This is a genomic window from Mycobacterium sp., from assembly GCF_049281135.1.
Classification (GTDB): domain Bacteria; phylum Actinomycetota; class Actinomycetes; order Mycobacteriales; family Mycobacteriaceae; genus Mycobacterium.
This window is the reverse complement of record NZ_JBAPRN010000146.1, coordinates 1-17,673: the sequence shown is the minus strand read 5'-3', so window position 1 is coordinate 17,673 and position 17,673 is coordinate 1. Positions and strand designations below refer to the sequence as shown.

Here is a 17,673-nt window from a genome sequence, read left to right as displayed (position 1 = left end):
GGATAACCGCTGGACTCATCGACCGATGACACCTCGCCGGTGATCTTGGTCAGATCCCCCAACGTGTTGAACCCGGTCACCCGGTCGTCGACGGCCACGATGATGGCATCGTCGCCCATCCAATCGGTGACCGCGTGCATCAGCCACGCGTTGCGCAGCATCCCGTAGTCGTAGGCCCGGCGCGCGCCGACCGATCGTGCGAAGGCATCGTCCCAGTGAACGCGCATGGCCGAATCCCACGCGCCGAATTCGTTGCGGGAGTAGAAGCCGCCCATCCGCTGCCGGTTCTTCCAGTTCAGCCGGTATGGAAAAATCTCGTGCCGGCCGTTGCCTTGCAACCAGGCAATCACGTCGCCCGTCACCAACGGACCGCGGAACCGCGGCGTGAACGTCTCACCCGGCTCGACATCCTCGACGTAGCGCTTCTCCCCGCCGCGAATCGACTCCAGGGCGTAATGCTCGTCCACCTCGTCCAGTTCCGCGGGCGTGTAGTGGTGTTGCACCAACGGCTTGTTCTCGGTGTTGCGTTCGGCCGCCGTGGCACGTTCGGTGTGGACAAAGTCGGCGTCCCAGATGGCGATGAGATCGCCGGCGTCATTCCAGTACACGCGTCGGCGCACAGACACAGCCGATTTTCCACCGAACCGCGACCGCTCTTTTTCCTTGATATCGGTGTAGAAACGGCGGACCCAGATGCGCTCACCTTCACGGACCGGGCGGAAATAGCGAATGTGGTCGCCCGCCCAGAACATATGGACGCCCGACAGCGCGCCGCGACCGCGGGCGCGCACTTCACGCGGCGTTGTCACTTTGGGCGTCAGACCCGCTCCCTCGAGGAATCCTGGCGGGGCGATGATGCCATTCCATCGGGTTTGCGCGGCGTAGTCGGGATCGCACCACAGCGGGTTGTCGTCGCCGAAGCCGTTGGCGTAGTGGCGGATTCCGTCGCGCGTCGCAGCTTCATTCCAGGTGGTCCAACGGTCGTACGGCCAGTCGACCCCGATCTTGCCGCGGAATGCCTCAAGGCCAGCTGGTGTCAGCTTGCCGAACTCGGGCTGCTCCGAGGCCGCCTCCGGTGTCGTCACGCTCGTCATCGCCCATCCTCTCCATATAAATAGGAGTATCATACATCGTTATCTCGGCCTCCAACACGTCGTGTGCCCGATCACACCCGCAAGTTACCGCTTGGTGCTTCGATTATTCGATGTCTAAACTAACGCTTTAAAGCCAACGACTGTGATCGGCATCCCGCTCGGGCTACCGGCGGCCTCGAGGCTTGGCGCCTGGCCGTCGCACACCACCGTAAGGAAGACAATGGAGGCGAAGTACCTCGAAGAGCTCAGTGCCGGTGACACCTTCTTGAGCGCCGGACGCACCATCACCGAGACCGACGTCGTCGGATTCGCCGGGCTCAGTGGCGATTTCAATCCCATCCACACCGATGTCGAGTTCGCTCGCAGCACCGTCTACGGGCAACGCGTCGTCTATGGCCTTCTCGGGTTGGCAATCTTGACCGGCCTGTTGGACCGAACCGGCCTGTTCAGCGGTACGGCCATTGCGATGCTGGGCATTCGCGACTGGCAGTTTCGTGCACCGCTGTTCATCGGCGACACCGTCCGCTTCCGCCTCACGATCACCGACGTCAGGCGGACCAGCCGCGGCGACCGTGGCGTCGTCGAACGCTATTTCGAGCTGCTCAACCAGCATGACGAAGTCGTGCAGCACGGGCATATCGACATCATGGTCCGCGCTCGGGATGCCGCTGCGACATAGCGCCGGGCGGTGCCATCCGCGTTGCCAACGCCGTTGCATTAGGTAACTAATTAAACTAATATCACTGAATAGCCGTCCGCCAGATGAGTAAGTCAGACAATCGATGAACCTCTCCCTACTCCTTGACATGGCCGCCGATGGTTTCGGCGACCGCATCGTGCTGGGCTTTCGTGACGGCGGAATGACCGCCGAGCGCCTCCGCCGGCGCAGTCTCGCCGGATCGCGCATATTGCGTGACAGGGCTGCCGACGGGTTGATCTACCTCGGCGTCAACAGCCCGCTCTTTCCGGCCAGCTTGTTCGCCGCCGCTCGGGCAGGGGTCCCGCTCATCCCGCTGAACTACCGACTCGGGGACGAGCAACTACGGCAGTTGATTGCTCACCATCCCAACGCGGTGGCCGTGGCCGACGACGAACACTGTGCACGGGTTGCCGCCGACGGCATCGAGACATTTTCGATGACGACCTGGAGCGCCGCCCTCGATGAGCCCGCGGATGCCACGGAGGCGCCCGACGACGATCGTCCGGCGGTGCTGATATACACCAGCGGCACCACGTCGGAACCCAAGGGCGTGGTGATCCGGCACGCCAACTTGCTCAGTTACGTTTTCGACACGATCGAATTCGGGTCGGCCGGTCCCGACGACGCCGCATTGATCAGTGTGCCGCCGTATCACATCGCGGCGGTGGCGAACGCCGTCACCAACCTTTACGCGGGCCGGCGGTCGGTGATCCTGGAGCAGTTCAGCGGTGCCCAATGGTTGGCCCTCGCACGGCGCGAACGCATCACCAATGCATTGGTCGTGCCCACCATGCTGGCCCGCATCGTCGACGCAGACGACGAAGACCTGCACGTGCCAACGCTGCGCACTGTCGCCTACGGCGGCGCCGCGATGCCGCCGCAGGTCATCGAGCGCGCCCTGCGGGCCTGGCCGGAGGTGGACTTCGTCAACGCCTACGGCCTGACCGAGACGAGCTCGACGATCGCCGTGCTCAGTCCCGAGGACCACCGGGCCGCCACCGCCAGCGACGACGACATCGTGCGGGCCCGGCTGCACTCCGCCGGTCACGTGCTTCCCGGTGTGCACCTTCAGATTCGCGATGACGACGGCAATCCGCTGCCGCACGGCCAGGCTGGACGGATCTGGGTTCGCGGGGCGCAGATCTCCGGTGAATACGCCGGAATCGGCTCAACGCTTGACCCTGATGGATACTTCGACACCCGCGACACGGGCTACCTCGACCGCGACGACTACCTGTTCGTCGTTGGGCGCGCCGACGACACCATCATTCGCGGCGGCGAAAACATCGCACCGGCCGAAATCGAAGCGGTCCTGCTGCGCCATGTGGCCGTCGCCGACGCCGTTGTGGTCGGCGTCCCCGACGACGAGTGGGGATACCGCATCGAGAGTGCCGTCGTCCTTCACCCGAATGCGACGGCCACACCGCTCGAACTGATCGCGTATGTGCGTGAGCGGCTGCGTGGGTCCAAGACGCCGGAGCGGATCGTCGTCTGGGACGAGCTACCCAGAAATGACATTGGCAAGATCGTGCGGCGCGAAGCCCAGGCCAGGCTCGCACACGAGCGCACCTGACGCCGCTATGCATGCGCCCAAGTAGCCGCTAGCTGTCGGAGCCTTCCAACTGCGTCACCAGCCGGGTCACCGCGGCGCGATCGATCTTGCCGTTAGGGACCCTGGGCAGCGATGAAACGGTGAACAGGGCACGGGGGCGCTTGTAGGAGACCAGGCGCGACCGCGCCTGCTCGAGCAGGGCCTCGGGCGCCGCCGTCGACTCGACCACCGCCACTGGAACCTCTCCCAGTCGCTCGTCTGGGCGCGAGATGACGACGGCCTCCACCACACGGGGGTCGTCTTCGAGTACCGCCTCGACCTCTTCGGGGGCGATGTTGAATCCGCCGCAGATGATGATGTTCTTGACCCGTCCGGTTATGTAGAGGTAGCCGTCGCCGTCGAGATAGCCGCGGTCACCCGTGCGCAACCAGCCGTCGGAGCCCAACGGCGTTGTCTCGTCGGCATTGAGGTAGCCGACGGTCGCCGAGCGGGATCGAACCCAGATTTCGCCGTCGCACCCGCCAGGCCTCTCAACGCCGTGTTCGTCGACGATGCGGATCTCGACGCCGGGCAGCGCCCGTCCGACAGAGCCGGCTCTGCGCCGCCCGGCCAGCACCTCGCGCACGCTTTCGATCGCGATGCCGCCGAACGCCTCGGTCTGGCCATAGGCCTGCAATACCGGTACACCGAACCGCGATTCGAATTCCTCGCGCAGCGCCGGAGTCAGCGGCGCGGTGCCCGAGGACACGTAGCGCACCGCGCCCAGCTTCTGCCCGATGGGCACCTCCTCCAGCAGCATCCGCAGCATGGCCGGATTAAGGGTGAGATTGTCGATTCCGAACTGGTCCACCAGTCGCTTGGCCAGCGCGCCGCCGAACTTTCGCAGCAACACCACGTCGCGGCCGACGTACAGCGCGAAGAGCAGGCGCACCACGCCTGCGGTGTGGGAAAGGGGGTTGGCGATCAGGTTTGGCGGCTTGGCCGTTGTCGGCAGCGGGCTGGGATCGGTGTTGGACCGGAACGCCGAAACGGTCGCGCGAAGGTTCGACCACGCGTTGTCATGAGTCAGCACAACACCTTTCGGCGCACCGGTGGAACCCGAAGTGAGTAGAACCAAGGCAGGCTCATCGCCGGCAACATCGGGTACCGCCAGCGTCTGGGCCCCGTCGACACCTTCGTGGGTCAACCGTGCGAATGGCACTACGGTCAGTCCGAGATGGCTCAGGTCGTCGGCCTCGCCCGGATCTACCACCGCGGCACGGGCATCCATCGACGTCGACACCCGGTGTGCGTCATGGTGCGGTACGCCGGGATGCATCGCGATGACGGCCGCACCGAGCGACCACCCGGCCGCCAGCACAGCCAGGAACCGCTCGTCGTTGCCGATGCGGCACAACACCCTGTCGCCGCGCGACACACCCGCCGCCGCAAGTTCGCCGGCAAGCCGCGCCGCTGCGGTCGTGAGCTCGCCGAATGTCCACGCCGACTGGTCTTCGATGAACAGGAACGGGTGGTTGGGCGCCTCGGCGTCGCGCCAGGCGAGAAGAACCGCGAGCGAACCCCGTCCGACAGCGGCGGCAAGGTCATCCGCGCGCGTGCTTGAGGCTGGCTGAGGCTCGGTAGCCGAAGTGTTCACCACATCTCCCGTTGGACGCTGGCCTGCGCGCTGAGACCAGGCTTAAATAGTTATATCAGATGGTTATTTCCGAATCGGATCGGGCTTCAGGAATAATCCGATCTATGATTGTCACATCACCGTGACGACGAGGAGATGCCGGCGATGACGCCTGCCAGAGAGCCCGAGCTGGTCAGTCGCGACGAGTCGCAAGACGACTATGACCTGCTGACTTACCGGGAAGTGGCCGCTCGGCTCTCGGAGGAGATCGTCGCTGAGTCCCAGCGCATCGCCGAATTCGAGGCATCCGGCGGTGACCCGAAGGCACTGGAAGAGTCGAAACGGCGACTGGCCTCGCTGCAGGCCAGCAAGGTCCGCTACGAGCAACACGCCAAAACCGCCGGTGTCTTCATGCAACGGTTCGGCCTGCAGCCGCGGATCAGTGGACCTCGAGGACAGTAGCCCCCGGCCTGCTTGGACCCCGGACGGGAGATCAGACCGGCCATTTTAGGTTACTGTTATACCTAAATACCGCGTCGCTAGGACGAAGGGGCAATGGCCGCGATCGCTCATCGATTCGTTCAGACCGACCCACTGCTCCATCGGGAGCGGTTCGGCCTCGACGGCCCCAACGACTTCTTCTGGCTCAGCGGAGCCGACGGCGTGCTGCGTTTCTGGACTTGTGCGGCATGTGGTTATCGGACTCATCCGGGCGGGTCGGCCTGCGCGCGGTGCCTGAGCCGCGACGTGGGTGCCCAGCCCGTTTCGGGACTCGCCACCGTCCTCACCTACACCGTCAACGTCCAACAGTGGTCGCCCGGTCAGCAGCCGTATGTCATCGCGATTGTGGGCATCGACGAACAGGACGATCTGCGGTTGACCACCAATATCGTCGATTGCGACCCCTGGTCGGTGCGCATCGGCGACCGGGTCCAGGTGGCGTTCCTGCACCGCCACGGCCTGTACTATCCGCTGTTCCGGCCGGTGGCCCCATGAGTAGTCGCCATTTCGAGCACGACTCCGTCATCTCGGGTATCGGGCAGTCCGCGATAGGCCGTCGGCTGGGACGCTCGGCGATCGACCTCACCGTGGAGTCGGCTCTGGCCGCGATCGAGGATGCCGGATTGCGCCGCGAGGAGATCGACGGGATCACCACCTACCCGGGTGGAGACAACCTCACGTCGTTCGGATACGCCGGCCCGCCGCCCAGCGCGGTGATCGATTCGCTACGGCTGCAACCGAATTGGTTCCAGGGGTCCGACGAACTGCCCGGCCAGCTGTCGGCGATCGTGGCCGCCATGATGGCCGTCTCGGCGGGCGTGTCTCGCCATGTGCTGGTCTACCGCACGGTGACCGAATCGACGGCGCAGCGGGGCAGCGGGCGGGCGGCGGTCTACGACCCGGACGGGGAGGCCTCGCCGGACGCGATGGGGTGGCCACGCGTGTTCGGGGCTCCGTCGGCGTCCAACTGGCTGGCGATGCTGGCGACCCGACACTTCTATGACTTCGGTACCACCCGCGCGCAGTTGGGGCAGATCCCGCTAACCTGCCGCCGCCACGCCGCGCTGAATCCCCTTGCCGTCTACCGCGATCCGCTGTCCTTGGATGACTACCTCGCCGCGCGGATGATCTCCTGGCCGCTGTGCCTGTTCGATTGTGATGTTCCGGTGGACGGCTCTACCTCGGTCATCGTCTCAGCCGCGGACACCGCCGCCGACCTGCGTGTCCGCCCGGTGTACGTCGAGGCCGTCGGGACCGCGTTCCGCGGCCGCTACTCCTGGGACCAGCAGCCTGCGCTCGCCGAGATGGCCGCGACGGGCGCGGCCAAGCACCTGTGGAGCCGAACGTCATTGCGGCCCACCGATGTCGACACCGTTCAGCTCTATGACGGGTTCAGTGTGCTGGCCCTGGTCTGGCTGGAGGCGCTGGGGTTCTGCAAACCCGGGGAGGGCGGCGCGTTCGTCGAAGGCGGGTCGCGCATCAGCCTCGGCGGCGAACTACCACTCAACACCGCCGGCGGGCAGCTGTCGGCGGGCCGGCTGCACGGTTACGGGCTGGTGCACGAGTCGGTGCTCCAGTTGCGCCGGCAAGCCGGGGACCGTCAGGTGGCGGGCGCGCAGGTCGTGGCGGTGTCCAACGGCGGCGGGCCGATCGCGGGGACGATGCTGTTGACCGCCGGGCGCGGCTGAGTCAGATCGCCTGCGCGCCGGCCTCGGCGGTCGTCAATCTAGCCTGCGCGCTCATGTCCGGCTGCCCGCAAGCGGCCACGTACTCCGCGCGCAGGCGCAGGACCAGCTCGGCGACGCTGGGGATGTCGTCGATCAGGTCGATGCCTTGGCCCGCCGACCAGAGCGTCTTCCACGGTCGCACGTGTGGTGGAAGGTGATCGTAGGTCCGGCCTCCTCGCATCGGCGTGGGCAGCTTGTCCGGATCCAGACCCAGTCGTCGCATGGATTCGACCATCCAGTTCGCGGGCACGCCGGCGATGTCCGGCGTGTAGAGCAGGTCCGTCGAGCTGTTCTGCACGATGAGCTGCTTGTAGGCGATGTCGGCGTCCGACTCGCGGGTCGCGATGAACCGGGTGCCGAGGTAGGCCAGGTCGGCCCCGAGCACTTCGCCCGCGCGGATGGCCGCACCCGTGGAGACCGAACCGGCGATCACGATCGTCCCGTCGAACATCGTCCGCACCTTGGGCACCAGCACCAGATGTCCGAGCGTGCCGGAGTGACCACCGCCGCCCGCGCCGATACAGGTCAGCCCATCGGCTCCCGCGGCGATGGCCTTCTCGGCGAACCGAAGCGACGTGACGTCGTGATACAGCAACATGCCGTGGTCGTGGACCCGCCGGGTTGCCTCGCTCGGGTCGCCGCCGGCCGTGATGATGATCTTCACGCCGTGGCGGGCGCACAGCCGCAGCTGCCGGTCGAAGTCCGCGCTGCCCATCTGGATCCGCAGGTTGACCGCGATGGGCGCGATCCGGCGCGACGGCTCCCGCTCGGAGGCCCGTTGCAGGTCGCGCTCGATCGTGGTGAGCCACTCGGCAAAGGTGTCCTCGCTGCCGGCGTTGGCGCGGGGCAGCGCGCCGATGATGCCCGCCAGACAGGCTTCGCGCACCAGCGCCGGGCCCGTGACGCCGAACATCGGCGCACAGATCGCGGGAAGGGTCAACCTCTCCCGCAGCTCGGCCGGCAGGCTCATGATCGGACCGGCCGGGGCATGACATGGTGCCCGGTTGGTTTCACCGTCACATCAATCCTCCTGCCTTCCTTAGTAATTCGGGCTCCTTCAACGCTCTTGAGCCGTCGCGGTCACCGCACGAACCGCTCCCCCGCGCGTTCGGCGAAGTCCGGCGCCACCCGTTGTGTCCGAAAACTCTCGTCGGCCAGTCCCGCCGACAGCGCCATCCCGTCGGTGCGCAACAGCGCCTGCTTGTGTTCCCGGTGGCTGAACCACGATCCCCGCGTGATCGATTCGACGAGCTCGGCGGTGGCGGACTCGAGGTCGGCGTCGGGAACGCAGCGTGATGCGAGGCCGATCTCCGCGGCCTCGCGGCCATCGAAAACCCTTCCGGTGAACATCATTTCGCGGGTGCGATACGGTCCGATCCGTCGTGGTAGGCGCTGGGTGAGCCCCCAGGTCGCGGCGAGCCCGAACCTCGCATGCGTGTCGGCGAATCGCGCCGACTCGGCGGCCAGGATGAGGTCGGCGGCCAGTGCGAGTTCGAGTCCGCCGGTAACACAGTGCCCGTGCACCACGGCGACGACGGGCTGGGGCAGGTTGGCCAGCCGTTCGATGACCGACGCCTGGAAGTTGCGCCGCGGCGCCCGGGTCGGCCCCGAGATGTCCGCTCCCGCCGAGAAGCACCGTCCCGCACCGCGAATGACGACGGCGCCGATCGTCTCGACCGCTTTCTCCACCTCGGCAACGTGGGCTTCCAGGGCCAAAAACGTCGCGACGTCAAGGGCGTTGCGCTTGTCCGGCCGGTTGAGCGTGAGGTAGGCGACGCCCGACGCGTCCTCGCGCAGCACGACGCCGCCGGTCTGCTCGCTACCCGCACTCACCACGTGTCGGCCTCCTGCCGCTGGCATCTTTCCCATCCAAAGACTACCTTCTATATAGTTATAGTAGTAACCGATTTATTGAGGGGCTGGGTGTGACCGGTACCGTCCTGACAACACGCGCCGAACGGCGCGAGCTCGCCGACACCGTGCGCAAATTCCTGGGCGCCGAATGCACCGAAGCGCAGGTGCGCCGCGCCATCGACTCCGAAGACGGATTCGACCGGCGGCTGTGGCATCGGATGGGTCAAGAGCTTGGACTGCAGGGCCTCGCCGTACCCGAGGAGTTCGGCGGCGCGGGCTTCGGCAGCCTGGAACAAGCCGTCGTGTTCATCGAGGCCGGCCGCGCGCTGCTGCCGGCACCACTGCTTACATCGGTGCTGGCCACACAGCTGCTGCTGGCCAGTGGCGACGCGGATGCCTACAAAGAATTGTTGAGCGGTTTGTGCAGCGGTGATCTTGTCGCGACGGTGGCGCCCCCTGCCGCCGACGGCGGATTCGATGTGTCCCGCACTGTGTGTCGCACACACTTCGCGGACACGATCACCGTCGACGGCGAGCTGAGCTTTGTGCCATGGGCGGCCGCAAGTGACAGCATTGTCGTGTTCGCCGCCTCGGAGGACGGCGTCGGGTTATTCGTCGTCGAGCGCGATCAGTCCGGCGTGATCGTGACACCGCAGGAGACCCTCGATCTCACGCGCCCGCTCTACCGGGTGCGCCTCGAAGCCGCCCACGCCCGTCCGGTCGGCGGCCCCGACCGTGCGGCGGCCGCCCTGGCGGCAGCGTTCCCGGTGTTTCTCACCGCTCTTGCCGCCGAGTGTGTGGGCGTAGCACAACAGGTGCTGGACATGACCGTCGAGTACGCGAAGGTGCGCGAGCAGTATGGACGCCTGATCGGATCGTTCCAGGCTGTCAAACACCGCTGCGCCGACATACTGCTGGCAGTCGAGGGGGCAACCTCGTCGGCGCAGGCCGCCGCGACGGCGGTCGACACGGGCGCAACCGACCGGGTCATGCTCGCCCACCTCGCGGCCGCGCAGTGCACCGATGCCGCCGTCTATGCGACGACCGAAAACATCGAGCTGCACGGCGGGATCGGCTACACGTGGGAGCATCCCGCGCATCTGTATTACAAGCGGGCGCTTTCGTCGGCCGCGCTGTTCGGCAGCGGCCCCGCGCACCGGGCACGCGTCGTCGACGAGGCCGTGCGCACCCGAGCCGCCAGCGATGACCTCGCCGGCAAGCCCGAAAACGCTTCTGCGCATGAGGGATTGCTCGGTTTGGCCGCTGACGACGCCCAACGTGGCTTCGCCCGGGAAGCGCTGCGGTTCTTGACCGCCAACGCGCGTCCTCGCGTCGCGGCATCGGCTCTGTGGGGTGAGGGCGATGAGGGGCTCGCCCTCTTCCACGAGAGTTCGGGTGAGCAGGAGCGCGAGGAAGCCCGCGCCGCCCAGGAATGGCAACGCAAACGCTGGGCTGCCGGATACGGCTGGATCACCGGTCCCACACGATTCGGTGGCCGTGGCCTTCCGGCATCTTATGAACGCCTGTACCGGATGATCGAGGGCGCGTTCGAGATACCGGACATGAACCCGATCCGCATCGGGCTGAGCACCGTGGGGCACGCCATCACCGACTTCGGCACCGACGAGCAGGTGGCCCGCTACGCGGCTGGCATCCGGCGTGGTGACATCATCGCCTGCCAACTCTTCAGCGAACCAGATGCGGGCTCCGACCTCGCTGGAGTGCGCACGCGTGCCGAGTGCCGCGCTGACGGATGGCACATCGATGGACAAAAGGTTTGGACGTCCAACGGCGCCTTCGCTGATCTCGGCCTTGCGTTGGTACGCACGAATCGGGAAGCGCCCAAGCATCGGGGGCTGACCATGTTCCTCGTCCCGATGGACGCCCCTGGCGTCGAAGTCCGCCCCCTGCGCCAGATGACCGGCGGCGCCAGCTTCTGCGAAGTCTTCCTCACCGATGTGGTCGTGGACGACGCCATGCGCATCGGTCCCGAAGGTGACGGCTGGAAGGTCGCCACGAAAACACTGGCAGCCGAACGGCGTTCGACGGGCGACCGCAACCACGAGACGAACGTGCGCGCCGTCGAGTTGTTGTGGCAGCTCATTGTCCGGTCGGGCCGAGACGACGACCCGATGGTGCGCGACGCGTGGGGGCAGGTCTTCACCCGCATTCAGACCGCTCGCTTTCAGCAGATCCGGATGGAAGCGGTGCCCGACGACGAGCTGATCGGCACGGAACGCGCGATCGACAAATTGTTCCTGGTCCAATCCCTGCGCGCCATAGGCGAACTCGCCGCCCTGCTACTTGGACCAGCGTTCGTCGCCGACACCGGTGAATGGGGCACCTACGGATGGAACCGCTGGCTGATGGGAGCCCTGGGCTACCGGATTGCCGGCGGTACGGACGAAGTACTGCGCGTCATGCTGGCTGAACGATTGCTCGGGCTGCCGCGCGAGCCGCGCTGACCACGCTGGCGCCGGTCTCTCGGGCCCAGGCCGAATTTCATTGTGCAGCTGCAATCGTGGCGTACGAAACGCCTTGAACATCGTCTATGCGGCCGTATCGGCGGACGTCACGTGGTGAGCCAATGCGCGATGCTGGCGATCATGATGGTCACGATCACCGCCGCCAGCGTGGCGGCGACTGCCAGACAGGCGTAGCCCTGCAACGTGTCCTTGTTCATTTCGCTCCAGCCCGTCGCTTCGCTTCTTCGAATGTCGTTGGATCATTGGGAAGTTGTGTTCCAGGTGGAACGTAGAGCTTCCCGTCGGGGGTGATGCTGATCGATCCCGGCCGGGTGTACGGAACATTGGGGTTAGGGCAGGCGACGTGCGTGCCCGGTCCGCACCGGTGGTTGCTGCCAAGGTAGGAACGCATCTGCAAGTCAAGCGGCCAGCCTGCTGGCTGCGAACGCCATAGTACGAAGACGGGCAGCCAGTAGACCACGAAGATCAGGCTGTAGGCGCAGCCGCTGATGGCCATCAGCCGCATCGCCTGCTTGCCGATCTGCGGCGCGCGCACCTGCGACAGTCCACGTTCGGCGACCGATTCACCCTCGTCGTCGCGCGACCAGCGCATATAGGCCACCGCGGTTACCGCTGCACCCCAGAGGGATTCGGTGAGCGGGTATCGGTAGTAGTGGTCGGGAAACAGTGTCGGAAGCCCGTTGGTGCCGCCGTATGCCCATACCCCAACGCGGGTTCCGGTCATCTCCATCACCGTCTCCAGCACGAACATCACGACAAACACGACAGCGAGCAGGCCCCAAGTCCCCATTCGCGGCCAACGCGCCCGCATCCTGCCCATGAGCCAACAGGAAAGGACCACCATCGCCGTCCCGTACACGGCGTAGCCGGGACCGACCACCAACCAGGGCTCGGGAATCTGCGCACCCGGCGCGCCCGGTGACCGCCACCCCGGGAGGTCGTTGACCCACGACCCCATGTTGGGGATCCACGCGTTGTAGGAACTGGTGAGGGCGAAGTAGTTGCCGATCGGATCCCAGAACCAGTAGAAGCCGGTGAACGCGATGAACACCATGCCGTCGAAACCGATCCGGCGGTCGCGGCGCAGCGGCCGCACGATCCACACGTACCCAAGGCCGACGAAGGCTATCCCCTGGACGGCCATCACCGCGATGATCGCCACCTTCATTGCCGCGGGCGGCGAGTCCGGTCCGTACTCGACCGGGGTAAAGAAGGGGCCGGTCAGCCAGCGCAGCAGCACATAGATCTGGAACGTCCACATCAGGCAGCCGATGAGCGCCCAGAACTTCACCGGTGCGGTGGTTCTCGGTGTCACATGTGTAGGTGACGCCGAGGCCAACGTCGTTGCCATGTCAGCTGACTCGGTCGAAAAGGTGCGCAAAGCCCTGCGCGGTCGGGATGGTGTCGAAGTAGTCGGTGTAGCGACAGATCTTGCCGCCACGGACCTCAAGGGCGCCCATGATGCGGTAATCGATGATCACCGAGTCATCCTCGCGGTACATCGTGTCGAGCCGCTCGGTGAGGACCACGTTGCCCATGGAAGCGAGGTTGTAGATCTCGATGGTGCAGTACTCCATGCCGGTGACCTGGTTGAGGGTATCCAGATGCGCGATCGACGCGTCCAAACCCTTGATCACCGGAAATCCGACGTTGTCCCAGATCACGTCGTCGGTCAAGTGTTCGCGATAATCACGTTTGACGTCATCGAGGGTCGGACCCATCTGGGTTAAAAAATCGAACACCACCTGCTCGACCGGGTTGGCCGGAACGATGTTGGCGTTTTCGGGGAATGCAACGACCACGTCTCAGCCCTTCTTCGAAGTGAGCGCTTACATTGACTACAATGAAGTAGGCGCTCACTTCTGTCAAGTACACTCCGAAGAATGCCCACGCCAACAAAACAAGCCCGGCAGCGCCGATCTCGGCGGTCCCAGGCCGAACGCCGCGAGGAGATCCTCAGTGCGGCGCGCCGCGTCTTCCTGACCTCCGGGTACGCCGGCGCGACCGTGCGCGAGATCGCCGCCGAAGCCGATGTCAACGACGCCGTGCTCTACCGCTCGTTCAGCACCAAAGAGCAGATGTTCGAAGAGGCGGTCGCCCGACCGCTGGAGGAAGCGGTCTGCGCCGCCTTGCAACCCGCGTCGGGAGATCTCGAAGTCCGTGCCGTGTCAGAAGGATTCGTCTGCGAGCTCCTTGAAGCGATGGGCGACATCGCTCCCCTGCTGCTTGCCGTGCTCGGAGACGCCGAACGTGGGAAAGCCTTCTATCGCGACCGTTTCCAGCCTGCCCTAACAAAGCTTCGTGAGAGCATCGACACGAACCTGCCGAGCTGGGCACACCGCGACTTCGACCCCGATCTCGCGACAATGACCGTGTGTGGCATGTGTCTATTCATCGCCCTGCACAACAGATTCGGTGATACTCCGACCGGCGAACCTACGCAGATCGCGCCCGAGCTGATCAGCATCATCTGGGACGGCCTCCGTGCCCGAGACTGACATCGGAAGCTGCCCAAACAATGCGTGACTCGTTCGAGTCACTACGCCTTGTCCGTACCGACGGTGGCGCCTGACGCGACCGAGTCGGGTGCGGTTGTCGCGACTGAGTGAAACCCGGATGGACCAGTGGATACTGCGCGTACCGATGCCGTCGCCACAACGTGATACAGGTATAGGAACACGGCAAAGCCGATCACCGCGACCGCGTGCATAATCGGTGTGTTTGCGTCGGATCCAAGAGCGGTCCAATACATCCACCCCGGAACCGCGTAAAAGATCCCGAACCAAGCGGATGCGACGACGAGTGGGAGCACGTACAGGTAGCCACGAACCTGGGTTGACGTGAACAGAATGATCACGGCCGCCGTCGCCAGCGGGCACGCCGCATTGGTCACCCAGCAGAACATGGGCAGCGGGAAGTAATCGTAGGAGTAGAAAGGGTGATCGCCGAAGTAGGTGTAGATGTCCCGGTTTATCAACTGCAGAGGCACTTCGAGCAGGATGTCGGCTGCCGCGATGATGGCCCAGAGCCGCCACAGTTGCTTGACACTCGCGCCGCCTTTGATCATCTGGTACGCGAAGAGTCCCAGCGCGCCGATGAACCAGTAGTAGGCGAGGTAGTTCCAAGCGGTTACCGCGCGGCCATCGAAGAATGACACGACGACGGTTTGCGACGGCTGCGCATGGAGTGTGTGGGTGAGGTAGTCCCACAGCGGACAGACCAGCGGCGAGATCAGACCGCCGGCGAGTACCGACATGGCAAGGCGCATGTCGCCGCCCTGCGCGCGCTGGCGCCGTAGCACCCATACGGTAATTGCCAGCGCGACAACGAGGTTGGCTGCTGCAAAGATCCACAGCAGCTGATTGTTGGCGTGCATCTCATGCGGTGCCGCAAGCGTGGTCATTGTTTACCTTCTCCCGCGATCGGACCGCGGAGTTGGTCCATATAAACCCGGCCCGCAGAGCGCCCCATTTCGGGCAAAGCTGTCGAGCAATTTCGAAAACCGCAGCAGGAGTGCGACTTCGACCATGCATACAGACTTGGAGTCGCACCGAGGTCAACGTCGCGTCACTCGCTTCATGCTCACATCTGCCCGTGTCCCACTGGCTGTTCACTCGCGGTGGGATAGCGCCGATGCTCGCTCGCGGGATGCCAATCGACCGCGACAGCACGGATCATGCCCCAGAGCAGGCCGAGGGACAGGACCATGGTGCCGAGAGACCCCAGGGTACGCAGCAATATGCTCTCGGTGTTACTCATCATCCACACCATAGGGATGTCGGGGCACTTCGATGCCCACAGCGCCAACAGCATCAGGGGCGCGAAGACCCACGTTTGACGATCGCTGCTCAGCAGATGTCTGCGAACCAGGTAGAGGGCGACAGCCGCAGCCATTACGCAGGTCCCATTTGTGAACCACCAATTCAGAGGCAGCCCTGTGAAGTTGAGCGGCTGATTGCCCCAATAGCGCCACCACCCGAGGGCGACAGGCAACGGTTCGAACAAGGCGGCCGCTAGCACGAGAACACCGGTGTATTTCCAGAGTTGACGTTGTGTCGCACCCGCCTCCAGACGTTGGTAGAGCCACGTCACAGGGAGGGCGAAGTAGAAGATGTAGACGAAGAAAATGTAGAGCGGCACATCGTGGCCAAACCAGTTATGAATCATGAACCTGGGTCCCCTTGGGTACCCGCAATCAAGAAGCATGTCGGTGAAGGGCTCCCACAGCATGGTGAGCATCGAGCCCACGATCACCCACAGCGGCCAGACCTTGTGTTCGCGGCGCGCCACGTTGACGCAGTAGCCGATCGACGCCAGCCCCGCAGCGCCGAAGACGATCTCGGCCGCGAGGCTTGAGGTTGCGCTGATTGACCAGTCGGGCTGGAACGTCGGATAGATCATCGGTCCTCCAAAGTAGGCGCCTACTTACAACGGACCTTAGACTTAGGCTCCACACTGCGTCAAGACCTCGAGCGATATTTTGATACGGGCAAGTGCAAAATAGCGATTGCGCGGATAGCCTGCTGTTTCAAAGATTTAGGGCACAGATCGAGGTCGGCAACGACTAGCGAGCGGTGCGTCCCGCTACCAGGCTGACGACCGCGTCATCAAGGGTCGACACGGGCTCGCAACCCGCTCCAGATGATGTCGAGCACGTTGTCGACGACATCATCAGCCAGCGCCGGTCCGCCGCCCAGGCGCTCATCGAGTGCGAGAACCCAACACGCGCCCCATGCGATCCTGACGACTAGTTCGGGGTCAAAGCGTTGGTGCTCCCACAATTCCAGATTGGCACGCGTTGCCTCAACAACCTCGTCGATCGCGGGACGCAATCGGCTGCAGTAGAACTCCTCGCCACGCTCGGCATCGGCGAGCACGACAATCAGCAACGGGAGGATCTCACGCATCGCTTCCAGGAGTTCGCCCATGAATCGCTGTGAGAGCGCCTTGACGTCCTCTTCGCCGGACGCCGGAGCAAACGCGTGTGCCACCGTCTCGGCCAACGGACCGCAAATTGCCTGATCGAACAGCTGCGCCTTGGATTCGAAGTGGCGATAGAGCAACGCGTCGTTGACATCGGCCGCAGCCGCAATTTCATGCATCTTGGTGCCCGCGAAACCGGACTTTATGAACTGTTCGCGCGCCGCGGCGAGAATCGTCTTCCGCTGCTCATCCGCCGAACGACGGGGGCGACGTTGCCGCGGGTGATTCTTACCGGACGCTCGGGCCGACACCCCGACAAGTTTACCCAGCGCCACCTGGCCCACAGCGGTCAAATCGCGCCTGCGGGCGCGGCGGACATCGGTCCACCGCGCGCTGGCCTGGCCGAGATGCGGTCGATACAAGCGCTTTTCACCGTTGCCGCCAGAGGCTACTCCCCCACGGCGCGGCCCCTTGTGGGTGTCTGCGCTTATTCAGTCGGCTTGCTCACCAGACGTCACCGGCCCAAGATCGTCTTTGAGGCCGTTCAACAGCATCCGCGCCAGTTCATTGGCGAGGTCGTCGCTCGTTTGCCCCAATCCGGTGCCGAAGCGATCGTCGAGGGCAAGAAACCAGCACGTGCCGTATGCCACTCGGGTGGCCAGGCCCGCGTCAAAATTTGACGGTGCCCAGGACGCGAAATTGTCTTGGGTGGCGAGTTTTATCCGCTCGAGGGCGGGCTCGATGTGCAGTTGATAGAAGTGCTGTCCCAGTTCTTCGTCGCCGAGAACAACATTAAGCAGCGGGGCCAGCGTGCGCATCGCCTCCAGCAGTTCGCGGAAGAAGCGGACGGTGAGCCGTTCGATGTCCAGGGCCGATTCGGCAGGGGTTGCGATGCTCAGTGCAACCTCTTCAAGTGGGGCCGCGATGGCGTGTTCGAAAAGTTGTTCCTTGGAGGTGAAATATCGGTAGAGGATCGCCTCGTTGATGTCGGCGGCCGTCGCGATCGCCCGCATTGTGGTGCCTGCATAGCCTGACGCGACGAACACCTCGCGGGCAGCGGCCAACACTTCAGGGCGGCGGGAGCTCCACGATCTGCGAGGCCGTCGCGCCGGAGTGCGCGCTTCGGTGGTTTCCTGCGCTGTCACAAGCACTCCCATCGGGCCGCGTCGACGACGAGGTGATGTCGGCCGGTGTGACGCTGCAGCAGGGGCGGGGGCCGGG

Annotated in this window: 17 protein-coding genes; 7 read left to right on the top strand and 10 right to left on the bottom strand. The window is 64.7% G+C overall.

What is annotated here, in order from left to right:
• Positions 1–1,094, bottom strand: a 1,094-nt coding sequence (locus WAN02_RS06020; protein WP_422263256.1) for an FAS1-like dehydratase domain-containing protein, incomplete at its 3' end; no start/stop codon positions are given.
• 220 nt (positions 1,095–1,314) lie between these two features.
• On the opposite strand from WAN02_RS06020, the gene WAN02_RS06015 reads away from it, so the two are divergent.
• Positions 1,315–1,773 carry a MaoC/PaaZ C-terminal domain-containing protein gene (locus WAN02_RS06015; RefSeq protein WP_422263255.1) on the top strand — a complete coding sequence of 153 codons (459 nt, stop codon included), beginning with the start codon at positions 1,315–1,317 and terminating at the stop codon, positions 1,771–1,773.
• A 103-nt stretch (positions 1,774–1,876) separates the two neighbouring features.
• Positions 1,877–3,367: a class I adenylate-forming enzyme family protein gene (locus WAN02_RS06010; RefSeq protein ID WP_422263254.1), complete on the top strand. Its 1,491-nt coding sequence runs from the start codon at positions 1,877–1,879 to the stop codon at positions 3,365–3,367.
• 28 nt (positions 3,368–3,395) lie between these two features.
• Here the strand turns inward: WAN02_RS06010 and WAN02_RS06005 are convergent, their stop codons facing one another.
• On the bottom strand, positions 3,396–4,982 hold the full coding sequence (locus WAN02_RS06005) for a class I adenylate-forming enzyme family protein (RefSeq protein WP_422263253.1): 1,587 nt from the start codon (positions 4,980–4,982) through the stop codon (positions 3,396–3,398).
• Positions 4,983–5,126: 144 nt separating this feature from the next.
• Here WAN02_RS06005 and WAN02_RS06000 point away from each other — a divergent pair, with 144 nt between their 5' ends.
• The 3 genes from WAN02_RS06000 (at position 5,127) to WAN02_RS05990 (ending at position 7,150) form a co-directional block, all read left to right on the top strand.
• Positions 5,127–5,423: a hypothetical protein gene (locus WAN02_RS06000; RefSeq protein ID WP_422263252.1), complete on the top strand. Its 297-nt coding sequence runs from the start codon at positions 5,127–5,129 to the stop codon at positions 5,421–5,423.
• Between the two features lie 93 nt (positions 5,424–5,516).
• Positions 5,517–5,957: a Zn-ribbon domain-containing OB-fold protein gene (locus WAN02_RS05995; protein ID WP_422263251.1), complete on the top strand. Its 441-nt coding sequence runs from the start codon at positions 5,517–5,519 to the stop codon at positions 5,955–5,957.
• Positions 5,954–7,150: a thiolase family protein gene (locus WAN02_RS05990; protein WP_422263250.1), complete on the top strand. Its 1,197-nt coding sequence runs from the start codon at positions 5,954–5,956 to the stop codon at positions 7,148–7,150. The genes WAN02_RS05995 and WAN02_RS05990 overlap by 4 nt, the downstream gene beginning before the upstream one ends.
• Before the next feature lies 1 nt (position 7,151).
• Here WAN02_RS05990 and WAN02_RS05985 read toward each other — a convergent pair whose 3' ends face one another.
• Positions 7,152–8,159, bottom strand: a complete 1,008-nt coding sequence (locus WAN02_RS05985; protein WP_422263249.1) for an NAD(P)H-dependent flavin oxidoreductase — start codon at positions 8,157–8,159, stop codon at positions 7,152–7,154.
• Between the two features lie 110 nt (positions 8,160–8,269).
• Complete coding sequence (locus tag WAN02_RS05980; protein ID WP_422263248.1) at positions 8,270–9,022, bottom strand: enoyl-CoA hydratase/isomerase family protein; 753 nt, start codon at positions 9,020–9,022, stop codon at positions 8,270–8,272.
• A 92-nt stretch (positions 9,023–9,114) separates the two neighbouring features.
• Here WAN02_RS05980 and WAN02_RS05975 point away from each other — a divergent pair, with 92 nt between their 5' ends.
• Entirely contained in the window at positions 9,115–11,508 is a 2,394-nt protein-coding gene (locus WAN02_RS05975) for an acyl-CoA dehydrogenase (RefSeq protein ID WP_422263247.1), read from the top strand.
• A gap of 214 nt (positions 11,509–11,722) precedes the next feature.
• On the opposite strand, the gene WAN02_RS05970 is transcribed toward WAN02_RS05975, so the two are convergent.
• The gene (locus WAN02_RS05970; protein WP_422263246.1) at positions 11,723–12,880 is read right to left on the bottom strand and encodes a spirocyclase AveC family protein; all 1,158 of its coding nucleotides are present in this window, start codon (positions 12,878–12,880) and stop codon (positions 11,723–11,725) included.
• 1 nt (position 12,881) lies between these two features.
• Positions 12,882–13,331, bottom strand: a complete 450-nt coding sequence (locus WAN02_RS05965) for a limonene-1,2-epoxide hydrolase family protein (RefSeq protein WP_422263245.1) — start codon at positions 13,329–13,331, stop codon at positions 12,882–12,884.
• Positions 13,332–13,412: 81 nt separating this feature from the next.
• On the opposite strand from WAN02_RS05965, the gene WAN02_RS05960 reads away from it, so the two are divergent.
• Positions 13,413–14,027, top strand: a complete 615-nt coding sequence (locus tag WAN02_RS05960) for a TetR/AcrR family transcriptional regulator (RefSeq protein ID WP_422263244.1) — start codon at positions 13,413–13,415, stop codon at positions 14,025–14,027.
• A gap of 41 nt (positions 14,028–14,068) precedes the next feature.
• Here the strand turns inward: WAN02_RS05960 and WAN02_RS05955 are convergent, their stop codons facing one another.
• The 4 genes from WAN02_RS05955 to WAN02_RS05940 form a co-directional block, all read right to left on the bottom strand.
• Complete coding sequence (locus WAN02_RS05955) at positions 14,069–14,932, bottom strand: hypothetical protein (RefSeq protein ID WP_422263243.1); 864 nt, start codon at positions 14,930–14,932, stop codon at positions 14,069–14,071.
• 179 nt (positions 14,933–15,111) lie between these two features.
• Positions 15,112–15,930, bottom strand: a complete 819-nt coding sequence (locus tag WAN02_RS05950) for a hypothetical protein (protein ID WP_422263242.1) — start codon at positions 15,928–15,930, stop codon at positions 15,112–15,114.
• A 206-nt stretch (positions 15,931–16,136) separates the two neighbouring features.
• Positions 16,137–16,874: a TetR/AcrR family transcriptional regulator gene (locus tag WAN02_RS05945; RefSeq protein ID WP_422263241.1), complete on the bottom strand. Its 738-nt coding sequence runs from the start codon at positions 16,872–16,874 to the stop codon at positions 16,137–16,139.
• A gap of 69 nt (positions 16,875–16,943) precedes the next feature.
• Positions 16,944–17,597: a TetR/AcrR family transcriptional regulator gene (locus WAN02_RS05940; protein ID WP_422263240.1), complete on the bottom strand. Its 654-nt coding sequence runs from the start codon at positions 17,595–17,597 to the stop codon at positions 16,944–16,946.
• Positions 17,598–17,673 lie beyond the last annotated feature (76 nt).

Excerpts from the sequence above, each read along its gene's own strand:
- WAN02_RS06015 (WP_422263255.1), top strand. The coding sequence starts at position 1,315 with ATGGAGGCGAAGTACCTCGAAGAGCTCAGTGCCGGTGACACCTTCTTG.
- WAN02_RS06010 (WP_422263254.1), top strand. The coding sequence starts at position 1,877 with ATGAACCTCTCCCTACTCCTTGACATGGCCGCCGATGGTTTCGGCGAC.
- WAN02_RS06000 (WP_422263252.1), top strand. The coding sequence starts at position 5,127 with ATGACGCCTGCCAGAGAGCCCGAGCTGGTCAGTCGCGACGAGTCGCAA.
- WAN02_RS05995 (WP_422263251.1), top strand. The coding sequence starts at position 5,517 with ATGGCCGCGATCGCTCATCGATTCGTTCAGACCGACCCACTGCTCCAT.
- WAN02_RS05990 (WP_422263250.1), top strand. The coding sequence starts at position 5,954 with ATGAGTAGTCGCCATTTCGAGCACGACTCCGTCATCTCGGGTATCGGG.
- WAN02_RS05985 (WP_422263249.1), bottom strand. The coding sequence starts at position 8,159 with ATGAGCCTGCCGGCCGAGCTGCGGGAGAGGTTGACCCTTCCCGCGATC.
- WAN02_RS05970 (WP_422263246.1), bottom strand. The coding sequence starts at position 12,880 with ATGGCAACGACGTTGGCCTCGGCGTCACCTACACATGTGACACCGAGA.
- WAN02_RS05960 (WP_422263244.1), top strand. The coding sequence starts at position 13,413 with ATGCCCACGCCAACAAAACAAGCCCGGCAGCGCCGATCTCGGCGGTCC.
- WAN02_RS05955 (WP_422263243.1), bottom strand. The coding sequence starts at position 14,932 with ATGACCACGCTTGCGGCACCGCATGAGATGCACGCCAACAATCAGCTG.
- WAN02_RS05950 (WP_422263242.1), bottom strand. The coding sequence starts at position 15,930 with ATGATCTATCCGACGTTCCAGCCCGACTGGTCAATCAGCGCAACCTCA.